The following is an 18,327-nucleotide window of genomic DNA, read 5'->3' as shown; positions in this document are numbered from 1 at the left end:
GAAGCCTCCACTAACCCTCGTCGCTGTCCAGAAAGGCGATGACCCGCCGCCGCAGGTCGGTCAGGCGGCCGTGCAGGAAATGCCCGGCGCCCGCCAGGATCTGGACATCGACCGGCGGCTCGAGTGCCCGCACGGCCGCAATCGATGCGTCGACGTCGATCACATCGTCGGCGTCGCCGAAGATCGCCAGCCACTCGGCCTCCGGTCGTGGCGGGGCGCCGTCGAAGTAGGCCGCGGGAAAACCGACGGTCACCAGCCGCGGCGCGCCGTCGCCGGCTGCCAGCCGCAGCGCCACCGCGGCCCCGAAGGAAAAGCCGCAGACGCCGGCCAGCGTCTCGCCGGAGGCCTCGAGCGCCCAGTCGCGCACGGCGCGGGCATCGTCGACCTCGCCGACGCCGTCGTCGAAGCCGCCCCCGCTCTCGCCCACGCCGCGGAAGTTGAAGCGCACGGCGGTGTAGCCGGACTCGACCGCGGCCCGGGCCATCATGTAGGTGACCTTGTTGTCCAGCGTACCGCCCTGCTGCGGATGCGGATGACAGACCAGAACCACACCGCGGGTCGCCGTCTCGGGGCGGCCGACGCTGACCTCGAGCGGGCCGTCCGGGCCATCGATCAATCCGCGGGCGCTCTCACCCGCCTCAGGCCATTCAAGCATTGTTGTCGTTTCCTTCCTGTCGTTCCCGTTCGAGCGCTTCCTCGCTGTCCGGCAGGGCCCCGGGCAGCGTGCGGCCGCTGGCCGCCACGGCGCGCTCGGCCCGTGCGCGGCGCCGATCGCCGGCATCCTTTTTCGGCGCGTAATAGATCAGCGTGTCGCCGACCTCGGCGCGCGGCGTGCCGCCGGCGGCATTGAACAGCAGCGTGCCGTCGGCGTAGCGCCGGGCGATGAAGATCGCGTCGGTCGGGCAGTCGCGCTTGAAGTCCTCGAAACTGTAGCTCTCGGTGATGCGCGTCTTGTAGAACTGCCAGCTCTGGAAATGCCGCCGCCAGAGTTCCTCGTACTGGGCGTTGTTGTCGAAGGCCGGCCGCCCGCGCAGCGGCCGGGCGACGATCTTGGCGCCGTTATCCTCGTCGGCGGCGTACATCGGCAGCTGGAAGACCCGGTCGTGCTCCAGGCTGGTGACGTAGTGGGAGCACACCAGTGCGTTGTAGGCGTCGTTGCTGGTGGCGGCCAGCAGGCAGGCGATCTCGTTGAGCTCCAGCGACTGCTGGATCTGTTCGGAGAGCACCTCACCGTAGAGCACCCTTACGCCGGCCAGCCGCGCCGTGCGCAGCCGGTGCCAGGACGAATCCACCAGCACCACCTGCACGTCCAGTTCGTTGGTCAGCGCGCGGGCGAGCTCCGTCGACCAGGGCGAGGCACCGACGATGAGAACGCCCTTGGGCTCCGACGACAGGCGCAGCCAGCGGGCCAGCCGGCCGATGGAAAAGCCGTGCAGGATGACGGTGGAGAACACCACCGCGAAGATCAGCGGCAGCAGCTGCTCGGCGCCGCCGTAGCCGGCCTCGACCATGCGCGGGCCGAACACGCCGGCCACCGCCGCCGCCACGATGCCGCGAGGCGCGATCCAGCCCACGAGGACCCGGTCGCGCCAGTTCATGTCGGTGAACATCGTGGACAGGAACACCGCCGCCGGCCGCACCACGAACAGCACCGCCAGCACCAGCGCGCCCGCGTGCCAGTCCAGATGCAGCAGCACGTTCGGATCCAGATCGGCGGTGAGCACGATGAACACGGTCGAGACCATGAGAATCGTGATGTATTCCTTGAATCGACGCAGTTCGGCCATGCCCGCGATCGACATGTTGCCCATGATCATGCCCATCACGGTCACGGCCAGCAGGCCGGCCTCGGCGAAGAACTCGCTGGCCACGCCGTAGATCACGAGCACGAAGGCGAAGGTCAGCGGCGCCTTGAGATATTCCGGAACCCAAGTGTGGTTGAACGCCCAGCCGAGCAGCCAGGCCACGCCGCCGCCGAGGATCAGCGAGATCAGGATCGCCCAGCCCAGATCGATGAACACCTGCATGCCGTCGGCCGCGTCGGCCCCGGCAAACACGAAGTACTGGAAGACCAGCACCGCGAGCAGCGCCCCGATCGGGTCGTTGATGATGCCTTCCCATTTCAGGTACGAGGCCGTGCGGCGATTGAGCCCGGCCTGCCGCAGCATGGGGATGATCACCGTCGGCCCGGTGACGATCAGGATGGCGCCGAACAGCAGCGACACCGGCAGGCTCAGCTGGCCGATGTAGTGCGCGGCCAGCGTGTACAGCAGCCACGACAGCGCCGCGCCCACCGACACCAGGCGCTTCACGCCCGAGGCGGCCTCCTTGAACTCGTGCAGCCGCAGGCTCAGCCCGCCCTCGAACAGGATCACGGCCACCGCCAGGCCCACCAGGGGCGACAGCACCTCGCCGATGTCCTCGCTGGGATTGACCACGCCCAGCACCGGCCCGGCGAGCACGCCGCTGACCAGAAACAGCACGATCGCCGGCATCTTCAGCCACCACGCCACCCACTGGGAGAACACGCCCAGCGCGACGATGGTGATGAGAATGATCGACAGATGATGTTCCATGCGCTATCCGACGCCGACGACGAATCGCCGCGCTGTGCTCGCAGTGAATGGGGATACCGGCGTCAGCATACGCATTCCGGCCGCTTCACGCCCGCCGTCGACGGGCGCGGCACTCGGGCGCGCTCGCCCGGCGCTAGAGCGAATCCCAGCTGTTCTTGCGACGCCGGCGGAACAGCGGCAGTACCAGGCCGACGACGATGCCGCCGACGAGGATGAGCGCGCCGATCTTCATGCCCTCGCGACGGCTCTGCAACGCCTCGTTCTGATGGCGCAGCCGTTCGAGCTCGCTTCGCATCGACATGATCTGCTCGCGGAATTTCTCGTTCTCTTCGCTGATGCGGATGGCATCGGCCGACGTCTCCCGCAGGTTCTGGAGCTCGGAAGACAGCCGCTCGTTCTCGGAAACCAGCTTGCGCTTGGTCTCGCCGAGCTCCTTGGAGCCGCTCAAGGCCTCCGAGAGCTCTTCCTTGAGTTCGGCGTTCTCCTGTTTCAGCGCTTCGGTCTGCTGCTGCATGTCCGCGATCCGGGTGCGGGCCGCCGGGTCCTCGGACAAAAAGCGCGTCAGCACGTACCCGGTGTCGCCGTCTTCCGTGCGGATCTCGGTCCAGCCGTTGCTCTCGGAGCGCGTCTCGACCCGATCGCCGGCGGCCAGCAACTCGGTGATCCGATAGCTCGTCCCGGGCCCCCGCCGCATGTTGATCGACAGTTCATCGCTGACATAGCGCGTCGCCGCACTCGCCGAAACGGTGACCATTATCAGGCCGGCCACGCCGACCAGCTGTCCCACCCGATACCGCATGCTCGCCCTTTCGAATGCACAATGCTCGGCGCGATCCCTGACCGGCGCGCCCCGACCGAGGCCGCGAGTGTAGCAAACCGCATGCGCGCGACCAGACCGCCGCGACGGCCTTGCCCGACGCGCTAGACTGCCGCCAGTTTCGATCGACCCATTCGACCCGCCATGCTCTTGACCGACATCGGCGCCAACCTGGCGCACGAAAGCTTTGCCGAAGACCTCGACGCGGTGCTCGAGCGCGCCGACGCGGCCGGCGTGAGCCGCCTGATCGTGACCGGCAGCGACCTGGCCAGCAGCCGCGCGGCCATCGACATCGCCCGGGCCCACCCCGGCCGCTGCCACGCCACCGCCGGCCTGCATCCACACCACGCCGAGGACTGGGACGAGCCCCTGGCCGGGCTCATGCGCCGGGCCGCGTCCGGCGGCGACATCGTCGCCATCGGCGAGGCGGGGCTGGATTTCTTCCGCGACATCTCCCCGCGGGCGGCCCAGGAGCGGGTGTTCGCCGCCCAGCTCGAGATCGCCTGCGAACACGGCCTGCCGGTCTTTCTTCACCAGCGCGAGGCGCACGCCCGGTTTCTGCCGATCCTGCGCGATTACCTGCCGGACCTGCCGCGCGCCGTGGTGCACTGCTTCACCGACGACGGCGACGCCCTCGATGCCTATCTCGCCGAGGACCTGCACATCGGCATCACCGGCTGGATCTGCGACGAACGCCGCGGCGCCGAGCTGCACGACATCGTCGACCGCATCCCCGACGACCGCCTGATGATCGAGACCGACTGCCCCTACCTGATGCCCCGTACGATCCGGCCGAAACCCCGGACACGCCGCAACGAACCGGCCAACCTGCCCTGGGTGCTGCAGACCGTGGCCGAGGCCCGCGGCCAATCGCCGGAGGCCGTGGCGGCCCACACCCACGCCAATGCCGCGCGGTTCTTCGGACTCACGGACGCCGGCTGAACGACACCCGGTGCACTACGGATGTCCATTCGTCGTGCACAACCGGTATGCTCCACGTTCTACTCAGACAATCCCACCAGGGAGGCTCCCCATGTCCCAGAATCCCGAATCCGAAGCGCTCCGCAAGGACATCGACCAGCTCAAGCGCGACCTGTCCGCGCTGGCCGAGACCTACAAGCGCTCTTCCGAGCAGCGCGCGCAGGCCGGCATCGACTCCGCACGCGGCAAGTACGATGAACTCAAGCGCGAAGCCAACCGCCAGACGCAGGATCTCGGAAGCGAGATCGAATCGCGCCCGTTCACCAGCGTGCTCGCGGCGTTCGGCATCGGCCTGGTCCTGGGCAAGCTCATCGGTCGATAATCCATGAATGCCAAGGCAATACTGGCCAAGGCGTTCAGCCTCAACGTCGTCATCTGGCTGGGGATGCTCACCGCATTCGCCGGCCTGCTCTGCTGCGCGGCCGGCGTCTACATGCTGCTGGCCGAACAGTTCACGCCGGCCGAGGCGGCACTGATCACCGGTGGCGGTCTGATCGGCCTCGTCGTGCTGTTGCTGGTGATCGTGCTGATCGCCAGCGCCGGCGGCCAGAAGAGCAAGGCCAAACAGCTGCGTCGCAATCCGGACAACATGCTGGAACAGCAGCTGCGCCCGGTGATCGGCGATCAGGCGACCAACTGGGCCAAGCGCAACACCGGCCTCGCGGTCGTGGGCGCCCTGTCGGCCGGCGTGATCCTCACCGCCAGCCCGCGGATCCGCTCGCTGCTGATGGGCGCGGCCGGACCGCTGGCCACCCGCAAGGCCATCCAGGCCCTGCAGGACCTGTCCGACAACGGCGACTGACGGCGGCGCGGGACGCAACGACGAACGGAAGGCGCCGCCCCGGCGCCTGACGTCTGCCCCGACCGCACCGAGCCGTTTCGGCGCGGTGCGGCGGCCACGCCTGCCCGGCTGTCGGTATTCATGACAGGTTCAGGTAGGCCATTGCAGAGCGGTACACGGTTCCATGCGCACCGTCGAAACCGCCACTAACGCAGCATGACGGCGTGTATACCCGCGCGGCCCCGCATATGCGGTGCAAAAGTCGCCGTGCCCGGCTGTCGAAAAACCTTACGACACCGCTATCCCTGCTGCTGAAAAGAAACACAACAACCTGAATAAAAACGGTTATTATTCTGGCATCGATTTTGCCGGTTTATGGGTGATTGCGGTACCGGATCCTCGAATCATCCGTATCGGCCCAATCGGCAACGCGGAGCGCATGCGCCGCCGGGTGGACCGATAGCCGCTTTCATAACCGTTGTGCGGTGGCCGGGGTCGCGTTTCTGGGGAGCGTGATCCCGGTTTTAGGTCGCACCGCGGCGAACGACTCGGGGGCCGGGCAAGCGGTCCCGGAGATTCGACGACGGTTGTCCCGCAATCCCGCGTCAGACGCACGTACCGGACGCGCAACGACGGCGAACGTCGTGGCGATCTGCGGCCCGGCGCCATCTCGCCGGCGGCTGCCATTCCACACTGGCCGAACCGGCGAGCGCTCACGCCCCGAGTCCGTTTCAGCCCCGTATCCTGCCCCGGACGACCCCGAGCGCGCGGGCGCGGTTCATCCGCCCACGGTCCGTGCCCGAGTCGCGGCGACGATCACGCATGGCGCGGCCCGAGCATGATGATCGCCGCGCCCAGCAGACAGACGACGACGCCCACGATATCGGCGGTCGTCGGCCGGACCGAATCCACCATCCAAAGCCAGGCCAGCGCCACGCCGATATAGATGCCGCCGTAGGCCGCATAGACCCGCCCCGCGGCCTCCGGATGCAGCGTCAACAGCCAGGCGAAGCCGGCCAGGCAGACGCCCGCGGGCACCAGCAGCCAGGCGCTGTGGCCCTTGTGCAGCCACAGATACGGCAGATAGCAGCCGATGATCTCCACCACCGCGGTGAAGACGAACAGACCGAAGACCTTGAGCAGTTCCATGCTGTGTCCGTGTTGGATCGGGGTGGATGCCTGCGGCCGCGCGCGGCCGCAGGCGGCGCGAATACGCGCCGTGCGTCGCAATTAAAGCAAGACGCGTGCCTTCGACCACCGGCCGCTGTTGCACGGGCGTGGTGCAGGATACCGTGGCAGGCGGCGGCGCTCGGCAATCGACACGCGCCCGGCCGCTTCGATGCAGACCGGCTGCCGCGACCAAGCCGGCAGCACGCGGCGAACGCCGGCGTCACGACGTCCCGCTGCGCAAGACGTCACGCGGGACCCGCGTGTCATCGGCGCGCCCGGCCTGTCGGACGACCACGCGCCCTCAGTCGTCGATATCCAGCCGCAGCCGCGTGATCGTCGCCGTGCCGTCGTGCACCCGCAGCGTCGCCGCTTCGCTCAATGTCAGCTCGCGGGCGTCTGGCGCCGTGCCGAGCCGCTCCTCAATCTCGGAGAAGGCGAGAACCCCATCCTCCGTGGCCAGCAGCTGCGGCGTGCCCCGCCGATAGCGGTACGCGTCGGCCTGCTCGAAGGTATCGCGCCAGAGCGTTTCCAGCTCGGCCCGCGTCAGGCGCGTCCAGCCGGCGCCATTGGGCAGGCGCACGCGAATCTCCGCGTCACGGTCGATCCGGGCCACGATCCCCGCGGCATCGCGGGCCCCGGCGGCTTCGTCGACGGCGCGCAGCGTCGCCAGCACGGCCTCGCGTCGCGCCGCGTCGAGCGCGCCCCGGCCCGCCTCGCCCTCGCCGCGCTCGACCAGGAACTGCTGGGCCTCCGGATCGTTGCCCGTCCAGGCCGCAGTGCGGATCCATTCCAGACCGGCCAGATGCTCGCCGCGCGCGTAGAGGCGCCGGCCCAGCAGCCACTGCGCCTCGGTCGTATCCTGCTCGGCGGCCTCGCGCAGCCAGCGGTCCGCGGCCTCGGCGTCGGCCGTGGTCCCGCGCCCGTCCCGATAGGCCAGCGCCAGCTGCAGCATGGCGTTGCCCGAGCCCTGCTCGGCGGCACGGCGATACCAGGTCAGGGCCCGGGCCTCGTCGCGCTCGGTACCCTCGCCGGCGGCATACATGTTGGCCAGGTTCGTCATGCCCTGCACGCTGCCCGCCTCCGCCAACGCCCGGTAGCGCTCGAAAGCGGCCTCGTAGTCGCCGGATTTGTAGACCGCATAGGCCTTGAGCACGCGCACCATCTCGCGCGCGACGTGATCCTGATCCCCGGTCGCCGGCGACGTGCCGAACGAGGACGTCTGTGCGACCGCGCTCGTCGCCAACAGCAGCCCGATCGCCGCCGCCGTTCCGCGCAGCCTTGGCCCCGCGCCGTTTCCGATGGTCATGCCGCCCCTGAGCGCGCCGGTATCGAATCCCGAGACTAACAGCCTGCGGACGAAACGGGCGCGAAAGACGGCGCACGCGGCGACGAAAGCGCAACCACCCGGCGTGCCCGCGAATCCCCGGCCGGTGAGCAGTCAGGCCGATCGCCGTCGAACGCCCCGGCCGCGCCGTTCACGTTCGCGGCGCGGTTGCGCCGACACCCCCGCCTGCCGGCAGCTCAGACCCAACACCGAGGCCGCAGCGTGGACCCGCGGCGGCCGAGCGTGGATACTCGTATCGCTCACCACGGAACCATCAAAGGGAGATTCGCATGCGCAAGGCTGTCACCATCCTCGCGGTCGCCACCGCCGGGCTCGCACTCACCGCCTGCGGCGATTCCGAGCCGCATCGTCCGCATTCGCACGGCGGTCCCGCGGTCGCGCCGCCGGCCTCGCCCGCCATCCATTTCCAGGTCAACGACGCCAACGGCAACGCGATGGACCTCACCATCGAATGCGGCGCCGATACCTCGCTCAAGGAATGCGCCGAGGTCAATCAGAAGATCATCGACAAGGTCTCGTCGGCGCAGGGCAAGGCCGGCAAGTAGGCGCGCGGACCGGGCGCGACGGCACGACGCCGAGCGCCCGGCTCGCCCGGCCGCCGGCGCGATGCCGGGCCGCCCCACATGCCGGCGGCATCGATCTCAAACCGCCAGATCCTCGCGACGCGCGCGCAGCCGCCGCGCGTCCTGCGGCGACGGCAGCAGCGCCAGCCCCGCCGTGAGCGGCCCGAGGCGACCCAGAAACATGAGCACGATGATCACCCACTTGCCGGTGTCGTCGAGGGTCGCGGTCGCGCCGAGGCTCAGGCCCACGGTGCCGATCGCCGAGGTCGCCTCGAAGATCAGTGGCACGAAGCCGCCGGCCTGGGTGAGCAGCAGCGCGAAGGTGCCGGTGATCAGGCAGATCATGTAGAAGGCGAACGCCGCGAGCGCCGAATTCACGCGCGCGGTGTCGATCTCGCGGCCGGCCAGCACGATCCGCTCGCGCCCGCGCAGCATGGCCACGATGGCGCCCAGAAACACCGCCGCGGTCGTGGATTTCACGCCGCCGCCGGTACCGGACGGCGAGGCGCCGATGACCATGGCCACCACGATCAGCAGCAGCGACGCCAGCGCCATGTCGTTGATGGCGTAGGTATCGAAGCCCACGGTGGTCATCGCCGTCATGGTCTGGAAGAACGCCGCCAGCCAGCGCTCGCCCATCGGCAGTGCGGCGAGCGCGTCGTCGGTCAGCCCGATCAGCAGCGTGCCGACGATCATCAGCCCGAAGGTCACTCGCAGGATGATGACCGAGGTGAGCGATACCCGGCCCGGGCGCCCGCGCGCCAGCCGCCACACATCGCTCATCACGATGAAGCCCAGCGCGCCGAGGATGCTCAGCGCCGCGATCGTGAGGTTGATGACGACGTTGTCGCGAAAGCCTTCCAGGCTGGTGTTGAACAGGCTGAAGCCGGCCGTGCAGAACGCCGAGATCGCGTGGAAAATACCGTTCCAGACCGGCGCCGGCACGTCCGCGGCCATGAAGGCGGGCACCAGAATCGCCGCACCGATCGCCTCGATCACGAACGTGAACAGCACCACGCCGCGGATGAAGCGCGCCAGTTCCATGCCGCGGGGCAGCACGAACGCCTGGCGCGCGACCTTCGTGTGCAGCGAATCCAGCCGGTGGCGCACCGCCAGCATGAAGAACGAGCCCAGCGTCATGTAGCCGATGCCGCCGAGCTGGATCAGGCCGGTGATCACCAGCTCGCCGAAGAAGCTGTAGCTGTCCGCCGAACTGATCGAGGCCAGGCCCGTGGTGGATACCGCCGACGTGGCGATGAACAGATGATCCAGCCATGCGACGTCCTCGGCCTCCTGCGCCCAGGGCAGGCACAGCAGACCGAACCCGATCAGCACATACAGCGCATAGCCGCCCGCCACCAGCCGCACCGGACGCTGGCGTCCCAGAAACCCGCGCACCCACCGCCACGCTCGCATACCGGACCGCCTCACCCGTCCCTACAGGACACGCGAACGTGATGATACGACGACGCCGGGGCCGGCAGACCACGGCGGACACAAAAACTCCGCCGGGTTGCTACGCCCCTGCGCTGCGTCCTGAATGGCCCGGCACGCCGGCCGCGGGGCGGCTCATTCCACCCGCTGCCGGAGCGTATCGAGCCAGCGCACGGCTCGCTTCGCGGTCGCGTCCCGCATCACCAGGCCGAGATGCGACACGCCATCGAGCAGCTTGATATCCACGGCCGCGTTGTGCGGCGTGATCGCCGGCGCGTAGCGCTCCGGCCGAAAGGCCTCGTCCGCGGCGCCGGCCAGCAGCAGCGCCGGCGCGTCGAGGGCCGCGAACGCCGAGCGGTAGTCCGCCGGGCCGAAGCCCGTCATCAGCCGATACGAATAGGCTAGCGTTTCCCGCCCCGTCCGATACCGCGCCGGCAGATCGAAGTGCAGCACATCCGCGCCGTTGAACCAGCGAATGCCGATTGCATTCGCCATCGCGATCGGCACGATGCGCCACAGATTCGGCCTCGCCCAGCCGTTGCCGCTCGGCCGCGCGGTGGGCGCGTCGTGGCCGAGATACGGCGCCAGCAGCAGACAGCCCGATGCGAGATCGCCGTGCGCTCCGGCCGCGAACCGCAACGCCAGCCCGCCGCCCGAGGAATGGCCGCCCACGATGACGCGGCCAGCGCCCTGCGATCGCAGATGGCCGACGAGATCCGCGAGATCGTCCTCGAGCTGGTCGATATAGGCGATATCGCCGCGCCGGCCCGGCGACGGCCCGTGGCCGCGCAGATCCGGCGTGACCACCTGCGCGGCGTCAGCGCCCGCGACCGCATTAGCGAAGCGCTGCAGATACACGCTGTCGGTGGCCGAGCCATGGATCAGGATCAGCCGGACCGGTGAATCCGCTTCGTAGTGGCGATAGTGCAGACGGGCGCCGTCGCGCGCCCGATACGCCTGGCGCGGCGGCAGGGCGCCAGCGGTGTCGTTCGGCGCCATCAGCGCCGAGAAGTCGAGGCCGTCCGGCGCTGGCGACGAGCCTTCGCCCGAACAGCCGAGCGGACACGCCAGGGTGGCAGCCAGCACGGCGGCGAGGCCGGGCCGGTTCACGGCCGGCCAGCACGCATCGGCATCGACGCCCGAATGGGCGCGAGGCCGCGAATCGAGCGCCCGCTTCGCCTCATCCGGTCATCGTGTTGCCGACTTGGGCAGCGGTCAAACACCGGCGCATTCTCCGAGTCGCGGAGCGTCCACGCAGCGGTCCGCGAACAGGCATCCGCTACCCGGCCGGGACGCATCCGAATACGTCGGCGCATTCACCGGCCCACAGCACGCCAACGCTCGGCCAGCGTCGGCGATCAACCAGCACGCAACGAAAAACGCGCCCGAAGCGACGGTGCACGGCACCCACCGCTTCGAACGCGTTTCGTCGCGAGGGCGGCTCACCGCCCCGTCGTCCGTCGCGTTACATGATCCCCATGAACGACAGTATCGCGATCACCACGACCACAAGCCCCACGAGATAGATGATCTGGTTCACGGCGTCTCCCTGACTGATTGATTCTGCATCGATCGTATCATCGAAAGTCTGCCCGAGTACGACGCATCGCAGCCGGGCGCCACCGGCCGAACCGAACGCGAGGCACCGCGGCGATCCTTTCGCGCGCCCGCAGCCGTCAACGGCCCGCCCCTGCGACGCATTCGATGCCCACAGACAGGCGATGCATCGCATCGATAGCCGTCGGGCGGCCGGTTTCGTGCCCATCGGTCATACCGGATACGCTGGTTCAACTGTCGGCGCCGACGTTAAACTCGCCGCGGTGCCAGACTCGCGAAAATCGCTGCGGACAGCGGCCCCGCCCATCACGGGCGCCGGCGCAGCCGCCAGCGCCTCCCACTCGCACCCGCAACGCGCCGGGGCCGAGCGGCTCACAGCGCCCCTCTACAGTCATAACGAGAACAAGAAATGAACGACAATCCGACGTGTCCGGTCTGCAGCAACCAATCCTGGGACAATCGCGGCCACCGGACCTATCACCGCGCGGATCGGCAGCGCGGCGCGCGGCCCTATCGCAACGCCATGGAGGTCCTGTTCGACGTCTGGGCGCCGGGCCAGGACGCCTTCCGCGTCGAGTTCATCGCCTGCCGCAACTGCGGCTTTCTGACCTACAGCCCCCGGCCGACCGCCGACGACATCGCGCGCAAGTATCGGCACACGCCGAGCGACAGCGCCCAGGACGCGCCGGCGGCCACAGCGGCGCTCAGCCGGCAGGACGTTCGCCGCGCGCGGCGCCTGACCCGACTGATACTGGGCGAAACGAAAGCCAAGTCGACCCGCGGCCTGCGCGTGCTGGACTTCGGCGGCGGCGACGGCCGCATGCTCGGGGGCCTCGTCGACCGCGGCGCGCTGTGTCATCTCGTCGACTATTCCGAGCGCGTGCACCCGGGCGTCACCAAGATCGGCGACACCGAACACGACATCCCTGCGGATGCCAATTACGACGTCATCATCTGCAGCCATGTGGTCGAGCATCTGCCCGATCCGCGCGAAACCCTCGCCGCGCTGCGCGACGCGCTGGCGCCGGACGGCATCATCTATGTGGAGGTGCCGATCGAAGTCGTCGGCCAGCTACCGGCCGCCCACGAGCCGGTGACACATCTCAACTTCTTCACGCCCGACTCGTTGCGCGCCCTGCTGGCGTTCGCGGGCTATGGGGTGAACTGGTCGCGCCTGGTCGCCGAGCCGCATCCGTGGGGCTACAAGCAACTGTGCGCCGGGGCCGTGGCCACTCCGGCCGCAATCGCGCCGGAGGATGTACCGGTGTCGGGGCTCGACTTCCTGGAACCGTATCTCGACGGCGCCTACGCGGTCCGCGCGAAGCGGCGCTGGGTGCTCGGCCTGGAAAAGCCCGACATGCTGCGCAAGGGACTGCGAAAGCTGCCGATTCTCTGGCGCTATTCCTGATCGTGCGGGACGCTCTCCTGCGGGATCCGGCGACGCGTCAATCGACATCGTCCGGGCGTCACGACGAATACCACGGCATGGCATGGAGGCTCGACACGCCGCTGGCACGCGCCAGCGGCGACCTGCCAGACGATGGCGACGCAACGGTGGTCTCGTGCCGTAGCCGAGACCGACCCACCTTCGACGCCCGGCCCGATCGTCGATAGAGGCGCGCCGCGGCCATGCGGCATGCCGCATGGCCCGACCCGGACCCACAACGAAGCCGCCCGGCCGCCATCGGCCGCGCCGGCGACGTCAGGTCGTCGCCGAGAACGCCTGGTGGTAGACGACCTCCGCCTGCGGAAACGCATCCCCGAGCGATAACGCCTGGAAATACGCCGGCGCCGCGCCGGCCAGCACCAGCCCTTCGACGGTCTCGAACCCGAATCGCCCGTAGTAATCCGGGTCGCCCAGCACCACGCATCCCGAGGCACCGATCGCGGCGAGATCCGCCAGCGCGGCGTCCACGAGTCGGGCGCCGATGCCCTGCCGTCGATGCGTCGGCAGCACGGCAAGCGGCCCCAGCCCGTACCAGTAGGCGCCGCCCGGCACGCTCACCGGCGACACGGCCACATGACCGACCATCGCCCCGTCGACCTCGGCCACCAGCGACACCGCCAGCGCGCCCGACCGGCGCAGCGCCGCCACGATGGACGGCTCGGTCGGATCCGCATGCGGCGCCTCCCGACACGCGGCCTCGACGACCTGGTGGATACGCGCTTCGTCGCCCGGGGTTTCGTCGCGGATCCGGCAATTCAAAGGTCGCACTCCGGCGAGGGCTGGACCATCAGCGAACCATCCCCGGGCCGCAACGCACAAGACCGGGCATCATCGCTTCATGATTGCAGAGCGTCGGATCATGCGTCGCAAGCCAGAGCGCCGGATCACTTTTCGACGAAGCCACGCAACGCCAGGACCGTCGTTGACTAGCCAGCCGGTGCGGCGGTTTGGCGGGAAGTGCGGCGATTGCAGACCCGCCCCGAGCGTGCCCGCTGACCGCGGCGCTCGCTGAAGCCTCTCGCTCCGCGTCCCCGGGCGCCGATCGCAGCCACTCCGGGCGTCCATCGCGGAGACGGTTGCTGTCGCCGCTACCCAAGGAAGCGCCGAATCGCCGCCGCAATCTCCTCGGCGTGGGTTTCCAGGGCGAAGTGACCGGTATCGAAAAACTGCACGTCGGCCTCCGGCATGTCGCGCTTGAATGCTTCCGCGCCCGGCGGCAGAAAGAACGGATCGTGCTGGCCCCACACGGCGAGGAACGGCGGCCGATGCGTTCTGAAATACGCCTGGAACGCCGGATACATTTCGATGTTGTAGCGATAGTCGCCGAACAGATCGAGCTGAACGTCGGCGATGCCCGGGCGCGCCAGGTAGTGCATGTCCAGCATGTAGCCATCGGGGGAGACGCGTTCGGGCTCCGGCACGCCGTGCGTGTACTGCCAGATCGTGGTCTCTTCGGTCAGCAAGGTGCGCAAGGCGTCGCGGTTGGTCTGCGACGGGTCCTCCCAATAGGCGCGCACCGGATTCCAGCCGTCGCCCAGGCCCTCTTCGTAGGCATTACCGTTCTGGCTGATGATCGCCGTGATGCGCTCCGGATGCCGCAGCGCCATGCGAAACGCGGTCGGCGCGCCGAAATCGAATACGTAGACGGCGAAGCGGTCGAAGCCCACGCGTTCCGTGAACCCCGTCATCGAGTCCGCGAGCGATTCGAACCGGTTCATCTCGGGCAAACCCGAACGACCGAAGCCGGGCATATCCGGGGCCACGAGATGATAGCGGTCCGTCAGCTTCGGAATCAGATCCCGAAACATGTGGCTCGACGTCGGAAAGCCGTGCAACAAAAGTAACTTGGGCGCTCCGGGCACGCCGGCCTCGCGATAGAAGATGTCGATGCCGTCGACATCGACGCTGCGATAACGAATATCGGTCATGATGTACTCGCTGGGTTGATGAAACGAAAAGTGGTGACGTCACAGGCGCGATTCCGATAGGCCGTGCGTGCGCCGTTGCCGCGGGGCCGTGCCGAGCGAGCGGCGCGCCCTGAACTCGCGGGGCCGCACACCGCTCTGTCGTAGCCGCCCGGTCTGAACCGTCACCGGGTACGCGGCTAACCGTAGGGCCTTTCGCTTTCGAAGATAACGGGGCAGTATCGGGAATGACTCTCCCGAAATCCGGAGCGGCATGGATCGACTGGAGGCGATGTCGCTACTCATCGCGGTGGCCGAAACGGGCAACCTGTCCGCCGCATCGCGACGACTCGGCATCCCGTTATCGACCGTGCATCGGCGCATCGGCGCATCGGCGATCTCGAAACATATCTGGGCAGTCGGCTGCTCCATCGCACCACGCGCCATACACGGCTGACCGACACAGGCGCGGCCTACGTTGCGGCGTGCCGGGGCATCCTCGAGCAAGTCGACGACGCCGAGCGGGCCGTACGCGGAGAATATGCCGTCCCGCGCGGCGAAATCGTGATGACGGCACCGATCGTGTTCGGGCGGCTGCATGTCTTGCCGTTGATCGCGGAATTCATGGCCCGCTATCCCGACATCGATATTCGGCTGCTGCTGGTCGATCGCCTCGTCCACCTGATGGAGGAACACGTCGACATCGCGCTGCGGATCGGTGAACTCGCGGACAGCAACATGGTGGCGCTGCCCGTCGGCCGCATCGGCCGGGTCTGCTGCGCGGCCCCGGGCTATCTGGATCGCTTCGGCCGGCCGGGCCATCCCGGCGAACTGGGCCATCATCAATGCATCGCCATGGGCGCGCCGAACGAGCGGATCGCCTGGTCATTCGCCGATCAGGGGCAAACTCTCATGCAGGCCATCGAACCGCGACTGAGTGTGACGACCGCCGAAGGCACGATCGCCGCCGCGCAACACGGCAGTGGCATCACGCAGGTGTTGTCGTATCAGATCGCCGACGCGCTTGACGCCGGACGGCTGGAGACCGTCCTCCAACCATTCGAGCCCGCGTCCTGGCCGGCCAATCTCATACATGGGGGACAAGCGCCAATGCCGCAGAAAACGCGTGCCCTGCTCGACTTTCTCAAGCCGCGACTGCGTGAGCGCCTGAGTGCAGGGTCAACCGGCGGTGCCTAGAAAGCGGCGAGCATCTGACACCCGTTCGCAATGATCTCCGAGCTGGGAGACCGAGCGCACCTTGGCTTAACGATTACAAAGCCTTTGAAAGTGTGTTGAACGTCACGGCCGAGGATCGCGGCTCAACAAAACTAAGCGCCGCAAGACCATAATGGACTTTGTCGCTCGCGCAGCGGCTTGCTAGAGCATTTTGCGTATTTGGTAAGTCATCTATAGCCGGCATGGGCGAGCAGGTTGCGACATTCGGCCGTGGTGAATTGGTCCAGGGCCTGCGCGATGGCCGCTCGGGTACGCGCCGCAGTGCGTCGCAATAATGCTTTGAGCTTGGCAAACGCCATCTCGATCGGATTGAGATCGGGCGAATAGGGCGGCAGATAGAATAGCCAAGCCCCAGCGCCTTCGATTGCGTCGCGCACGCCCGCCACTTTGTGGGCGGCCAGATTATCCATGATCACGATATCGCCGCGCGCCAGTGCGGGCGCCAGGATCTGTTCGGTATAGGCTCGAAACAGCGCGCCGCTCATGGCCCCGTCGAGCACCATAGGCGCCACGAGACCGTGCTGGCGCAGACCGCTCACAAAGGTCGTGGTCTGCCAATGACCGCGCGGCACGCCCGCCTTACAGCGGGCCCCGCGTTCGGCGCGGCCATAGGCGCGCGCCATCGCGGTCGAGGTCGCCGTTTCGTCGATGAAGACCAGGCGCGCCGGATCGAAGATCATCTGTTGGTCAAACCACACTCGGCGAGCGCAGGCGACATCCGGACGCTGTTGTTCGATCGCGTGCGCGGTCTTTTTTTAAACGTGAGCCCCTGGCGATGAAGAAACCGGCACAACGTCGCCAAGCTGGTCTTCACGCCACGCTCGTGGTCCAGATGCCGCGCGAGCTCGGCCAGGGTGAGATCGCGCTGATGCGCAATCTGCGTTCGGATAAACACGGCATGTGCGTCGAGCTTCGAGCCGTGGTCTGGCTTCTTGCCCGGTCGACGGGCCGTTTGCTGGCCCGTCGATCGCCATTGATCGGCCCACCGAATAGCGGTCGCCGAACTGACGTCGAAACGCACCGCCGCGGCCCGTGCTGATTGACCATTCTCAATCGCGCGCAGCACACGACTACGCAAATCCGAACTATAGGCGCCCGGCATTACGGATCCAATCTAGCAAACCTAAAATGACGCTAACGTGCTGTCGTAACTCAGTAAAAGAGAAAAATGCTCTAGACATGGGGCAATGCAAGATCCGCCCCCGTGCATCCGAATCACGGTTCAGCGAGTTCACGCGCAGCAAGAACCGTCGTAGCGCTTCTCGCTCGCGCAACGCCCTGCTCGAAATGTGGCAATGCAAGACCTGCCCCGGACGCCACGCGAAGCGCTAGCGGAGCCGTGACGGCAATTCACTCGGGTTCGCTTTGCCATGAGTACAGGCGAGGACCGTAATCTTTGCGCCTTCGACTCGGTACCAAACCAAAAACGGGAGTCGGCGGAGGACCGCACGCCGAATTTCGCGGTATCTCTGCGGGTAAAGAAACGGAGTATCAGCAAGCCGATCCAGAGTCGAACTGAATTCAGCGTTGAACTCGGCAGCCAGACCCGCTTGTTGCTGTTCGTACCATCGCTGCGCTTCGGCGACATCGCGTTCTGCAGCGCCACGGACATAAACGCTATAGCTCAAGGCAGCTGACGCTTTAGCCGCTCGCGAACGTCAGACCATGAGCTTTCGTCGCCAGGATTGATGTCCGCGTCCGCAATACGCGTGTCCAATAGCGACCGCTCGGCAGCTGTGATCGGAACATCTTCTTCAGCCATCGTTTGCCAGACGGCCTCGATGAACTCCAACCGCTCAGCGGGCGTAAGTTCTTTTACCTTCGAGATCAGCGTTGCATCAATCATGGTTAGAGAATAGCGCGATCGTACTGTTAACCCAACGCCTGAACTGACGTGAACGAATTGCTAGCCTGCTACTTCACGCCTCACCCAACGTTATCCGCAGCTAAACCCTACTAAACCGCAGCGCGCCGAGGCCGGTTCAGGCAACTCGCGCAACTTGAACGCGCTGGTCGCAATTTCCCATACGCCGCCACGTTACCGCGGGACAAATGGTTAAGGCGACTCATCGTCTATGACTTGGCCAACAACGCGCGGAAACTCTTTTCAGCTTCCGCGAGTCCTTCATCGGACAAAACCACCGATCTAGTCTTGGTCTTCGGGTTATCGATCAACCCGCGTTCGTGTAATCGATCGGTCGCGTCCCACGGGAAGCTTTTCCATGCCCGCCTACCGTCGTGCAACGTGAGGTACATCAACGCCAGCACGGCGGCGTCTATTTTTTCGTCATCTGGTTCCATGGTATGAAGATTACCGTAGCGGTGCAGCTCCGACGAAAACGGTAGCCGCCGTTACGTTCTGAAGCTCAAATGAAATAGCTGTCCAGAAACAAATGTGGCATTGCAAGACCTGACCCTACCGCCCCTGCAGCGACCTGTTATGCATTTTCCGCCGACCAAACTACGACGCCGATAGATTTGAACTTACTAACTGATAAGGCGCCACGCTCGTTCCT

At 67.0% G+C, this 18,327-nt stretch carries 21 protein-coding genes and 2 pseudogenes; 9 read left to right on the top strand and 14 right to left on the bottom strand.

Features of this window, described 5'->3' with window-relative positions:
• Window positions 1–10: 10 nt before the first annotated feature.
• From SAOR_RS03770 to SAOR_RS03760, 3 genes are all read right to left on the bottom strand, one after another.
• Complete coding sequence (locus SAOR_RS03770) at window positions 11–655, bottom strand: alpha/beta hydrolase (RefSeq protein ID WP_123630286.1); 645 nt, start codon at window positions 653–655, stop codon at window positions 11–13.
• Complete coding sequence (locus SAOR_RS03765; protein ID WP_123630285.1) at window positions 648–2,576, bottom strand: cation:proton antiporter; 1,929 nt, start codon at window positions 2,574–2,576, stop codon at window positions 648–650. The genes SAOR_RS03770 and SAOR_RS03765 overlap by 8 nt, the downstream gene beginning before the upstream one ends.
• A gap of 133 nt (window positions 2,577–2,709) precedes the next feature.
• Entirely contained in the window at window positions 2,710–3,375 is a 666-nt protein-coding gene (locus SAOR_RS03760) for a TIGR04211 family SH3 domain-containing protein (RefSeq protein ID WP_123590849.1), read from the bottom strand.
• A gap of 162 nt (window positions 3,376–3,537) precedes the next feature.
• Here SAOR_RS03760 and SAOR_RS03755 point away from each other — a divergent pair, with 162 nt between their 5' ends.
• From SAOR_RS03755 to SAOR_RS03740, 4 genes are all read left to right on the top strand, one after another.
• Window positions 3,538–4,335 carry a TatD family hydrolase gene (locus SAOR_RS03755; protein ID WP_123630284.1) on the top strand — a complete coding sequence of 266 codons (798 nt, stop codon included), beginning with the start codon at window positions 3,538–3,540 and terminating at the stop codon, window positions 4,333–4,335.
• Window positions 4,336–4,426: 91 nt separating this feature from the next.
• On the top strand, window positions 4,427–4,696 hold the full coding sequence (locus SAOR_RS03750; RefSeq protein ID WP_123590851.1) for an ElaB/YgaM/YqjD family protein: 270 nt from the start codon (window positions 4,427–4,429) through the stop codon (window positions 4,694–4,696).
• 3 nt (window positions 4,697–4,699) lie between these two features.
• Window positions 4,700–5,176, top strand: a complete 477-nt coding sequence (locus tag SAOR_RS03745) for a hypothetical protein (protein ID WP_123630283.1) — start codon at window positions 4,700–4,702, stop codon at window positions 5,174–5,176.
• A gap of 232 nt (window positions 5,177–5,408) precedes the next feature.
• Entirely contained in the window at window positions 5,409–5,618 is a 210-nt protein-coding gene (locus SAOR_RS03740) for a hypothetical protein (protein WP_123630282.1), read from the top strand.
• Between the two features lie 353 nt (window positions 5,619–5,971).
• On the opposite strand, the gene SAOR_RS03735 is transcribed toward SAOR_RS03740, so the two are convergent.
• Together SAOR_RS03735 and SAOR_RS03730 are read right to left on the bottom strand one after the other, a co-directional pair.
• On the bottom strand, window positions 5,972–6,304 hold the full coding sequence (locus SAOR_RS03735) for a YnfA family protein (protein WP_123630281.1): 333 nt from the start codon (window positions 6,302–6,304) through the stop codon (window positions 5,972–5,974).
• Between the two features lie 322 nt (window positions 6,305–6,626).
• Window positions 6,627–7,631, bottom strand: a complete 1,005-nt coding sequence (locus SAOR_RS03730; RefSeq protein WP_123630280.1) for a tetratricopeptide repeat protein — start codon at window positions 7,629–7,631, stop codon at window positions 6,627–6,629.
• 308 nt (window positions 7,632–7,939) lie between these two features.
• Between SAOR_RS03730 and SAOR_RS03725 the strand changes: the two genes are divergently transcribed.
• On the top strand, window positions 7,940–8,215 hold the full coding sequence (locus SAOR_RS03725; RefSeq protein WP_123630279.1) for a hypothetical protein: 276 nt from the start codon (window positions 7,940–7,942) through the stop codon (window positions 8,213–8,215).
• 96 nt (window positions 8,216–8,311) lie between these two features.
• On the opposite strand, the gene SAOR_RS03720 is transcribed toward SAOR_RS03725, so the two are convergent.
• The 3 genes from SAOR_RS03720 to SAOR_RS03710 all read right to left on the bottom strand — a co-directional run bounded on the left by SAOR_RS03720 (window position 8,312) and on the right by SAOR_RS03710 (window position 11,432).
• A complete protein-coding gene (locus tag SAOR_RS03720) occupies window positions 8,312–9,649 on the bottom strand; it encodes a TrkH family potassium uptake protein (RefSeq protein ID WP_123630278.1) in 1,338 nt (445 codons plus the stop codon).
• Between the two features lie 153 nt (window positions 9,650–9,802).
• Complete coding sequence (locus SAOR_RS03715) at window positions 9,803–10,777, bottom strand: alpha/beta hydrolase (RefSeq protein WP_221179864.1); 975 nt, start codon at window positions 10,775–10,777, stop codon at window positions 9,803–9,805.
• 355 nt (window positions 10,778–11,132) lie between these two features.
• On the bottom strand, window positions 11,133–11,432 hold the full coding sequence (locus tag SAOR_RS03710; protein ID WP_123630277.1) for a hypothetical protein: 300 nt from the start codon (window positions 11,430–11,432) through the stop codon (window positions 11,133–11,135).
• Window positions 11,433–11,633: 201 nt separating this feature from the next.
• Here SAOR_RS03710 and SAOR_RS03705 point away from each other — a divergent pair, with 201 nt between their 5' ends.
• On the top strand, window positions 11,634–12,632 hold the full coding sequence (locus SAOR_RS03705; RefSeq protein ID WP_123630276.1) for a class I SAM-dependent methyltransferase: 999 nt from the start codon (window positions 11,634–11,636) through the stop codon (window positions 12,630–12,632).
• A 294-nt stretch (window positions 12,633–12,926) separates the two neighbouring features.
• Here SAOR_RS03705 and SAOR_RS03700 read toward each other — a convergent pair whose 3' ends face one another.
• A complete protein-coding gene (locus SAOR_RS03700; RefSeq protein ID WP_123630275.1) occupies window positions 12,927–13,430 on the bottom strand; it encodes a GNAT family N-acetyltransferase in 504 nt (167 codons plus the stop codon).
• 329 nt (window positions 13,431–13,759) lie between these two features.
• Window positions 13,760–14,599 (bottom strand): alpha/beta fold hydrolase, encoded by an 840-nt coding sequence (locus tag SAOR_RS03695; protein ID WP_123630274.1) that lies wholly within the window; start codon window positions 14,597–14,599, stop codon window positions 13,760–13,762.
• A gap of 250 nt (window positions 14,600–14,849) precedes the next feature.
• On the opposite strand from SAOR_RS03695, the pseudogene SAOR_RS17270 reads away from it, so the two are divergent.
• The 3 genes and pseudogenes from SAOR_RS17270 to SAOR_RS03690 form a co-directional block, all read left to right on the top strand.
• Window positions 14,850–14,915: pseudogene (locus SAOR_RS17270) on the top strand (hypothetical protein); the annotation flags it as partial.
• A pseudogene (locus SAOR_RS17265) lies at window positions 14,915–15,010 on the top strand (hypothetical protein); the annotation flags it as partial. The pseudogenes SAOR_RS17270 and SAOR_RS17265, both read left to right, overlap by 1 nt.
• Window positions 15,011–15,142: 132 nt before the next feature.
• Window positions 15,143–15,772, top strand: coding sequence for a LysR substrate-binding domain-containing protein (locus SAOR_RS03690; protein WP_221179861.1), 630 nt, complete (start codon window positions 15,143–15,145; stop codon window positions 15,770–15,772).
• 206 nt (window positions 15,773–15,978) lie between these two features.
• Here the strand turns inward: SAOR_RS03690 and SAOR_RS03685 are convergent.
• The 4 genes from SAOR_RS03685 to SAOR_RS03670 form a co-directional block, all read right to left on the bottom strand.
• Window positions 15,979–16,913, bottom strand: a protein-coding gene (locus tag SAOR_RS03685; RefSeq protein ID WP_123630273.1) for an IS630 family transposase whose coding sequence is annotated in 2 segments (ribosomal slippage) — window positions 15,979–16,566 and window positions 16,569–16,913 — 933 coding nt in all. Because the reading frame shifts where the segments join, the coding sequence is not laid out codon by codon here.
• Window positions 16,914–17,139: 226 nt separating this feature from the next.
• Complete coding sequence (locus tag SAOR_RS17380) at window positions 17,140–17,439, bottom strand: type II toxin-antitoxin system RelE/ParE family toxin (protein WP_123630272.1); 300 nt, start codon at window positions 17,437–17,439, stop codon at window positions 17,140–17,142.
• Window positions 17,436–17,657 carry an addiction module protein gene (locus SAOR_RS03675; RefSeq protein ID WP_123590864.1) on the bottom strand — a complete coding sequence of 74 codons (222 nt, stop codon included), beginning with the start codon at window positions 17,655–17,657 and terminating at the stop codon, window positions 17,436–17,438. The genes SAOR_RS17380 and SAOR_RS03675 overlap by 4 nt, the downstream gene beginning before the upstream one ends.
• A gap of 227 nt (window positions 17,658–17,884) precedes the next feature.
• Window positions 17,885–18,112, bottom strand: coding sequence for a DUF6429 family protein (locus tag SAOR_RS03670; protein WP_123630271.1), 228 nt, complete (start codon window positions 18,110–18,112; stop codon window positions 17,885–17,887).
• Between the last annotated feature and the right edge of the window lie 215 nt (window positions 18,113–18,327).

Origin of the sequence: Salinisphaera orenii subsp. orenii MK-B5 (assembly GCF_003788635.1) — a bacterium.
GTDB lineage: Bacteria > Pseudomonadota > Gammaproteobacteria > Nevskiales > Salinisphaeraceae > Salinisphaera > Salinisphaera orenii.
Note: the sequence above shows the minus strand (reverse complement) of the source record. Positions and strands in the feature narration are given on the sequence as shown.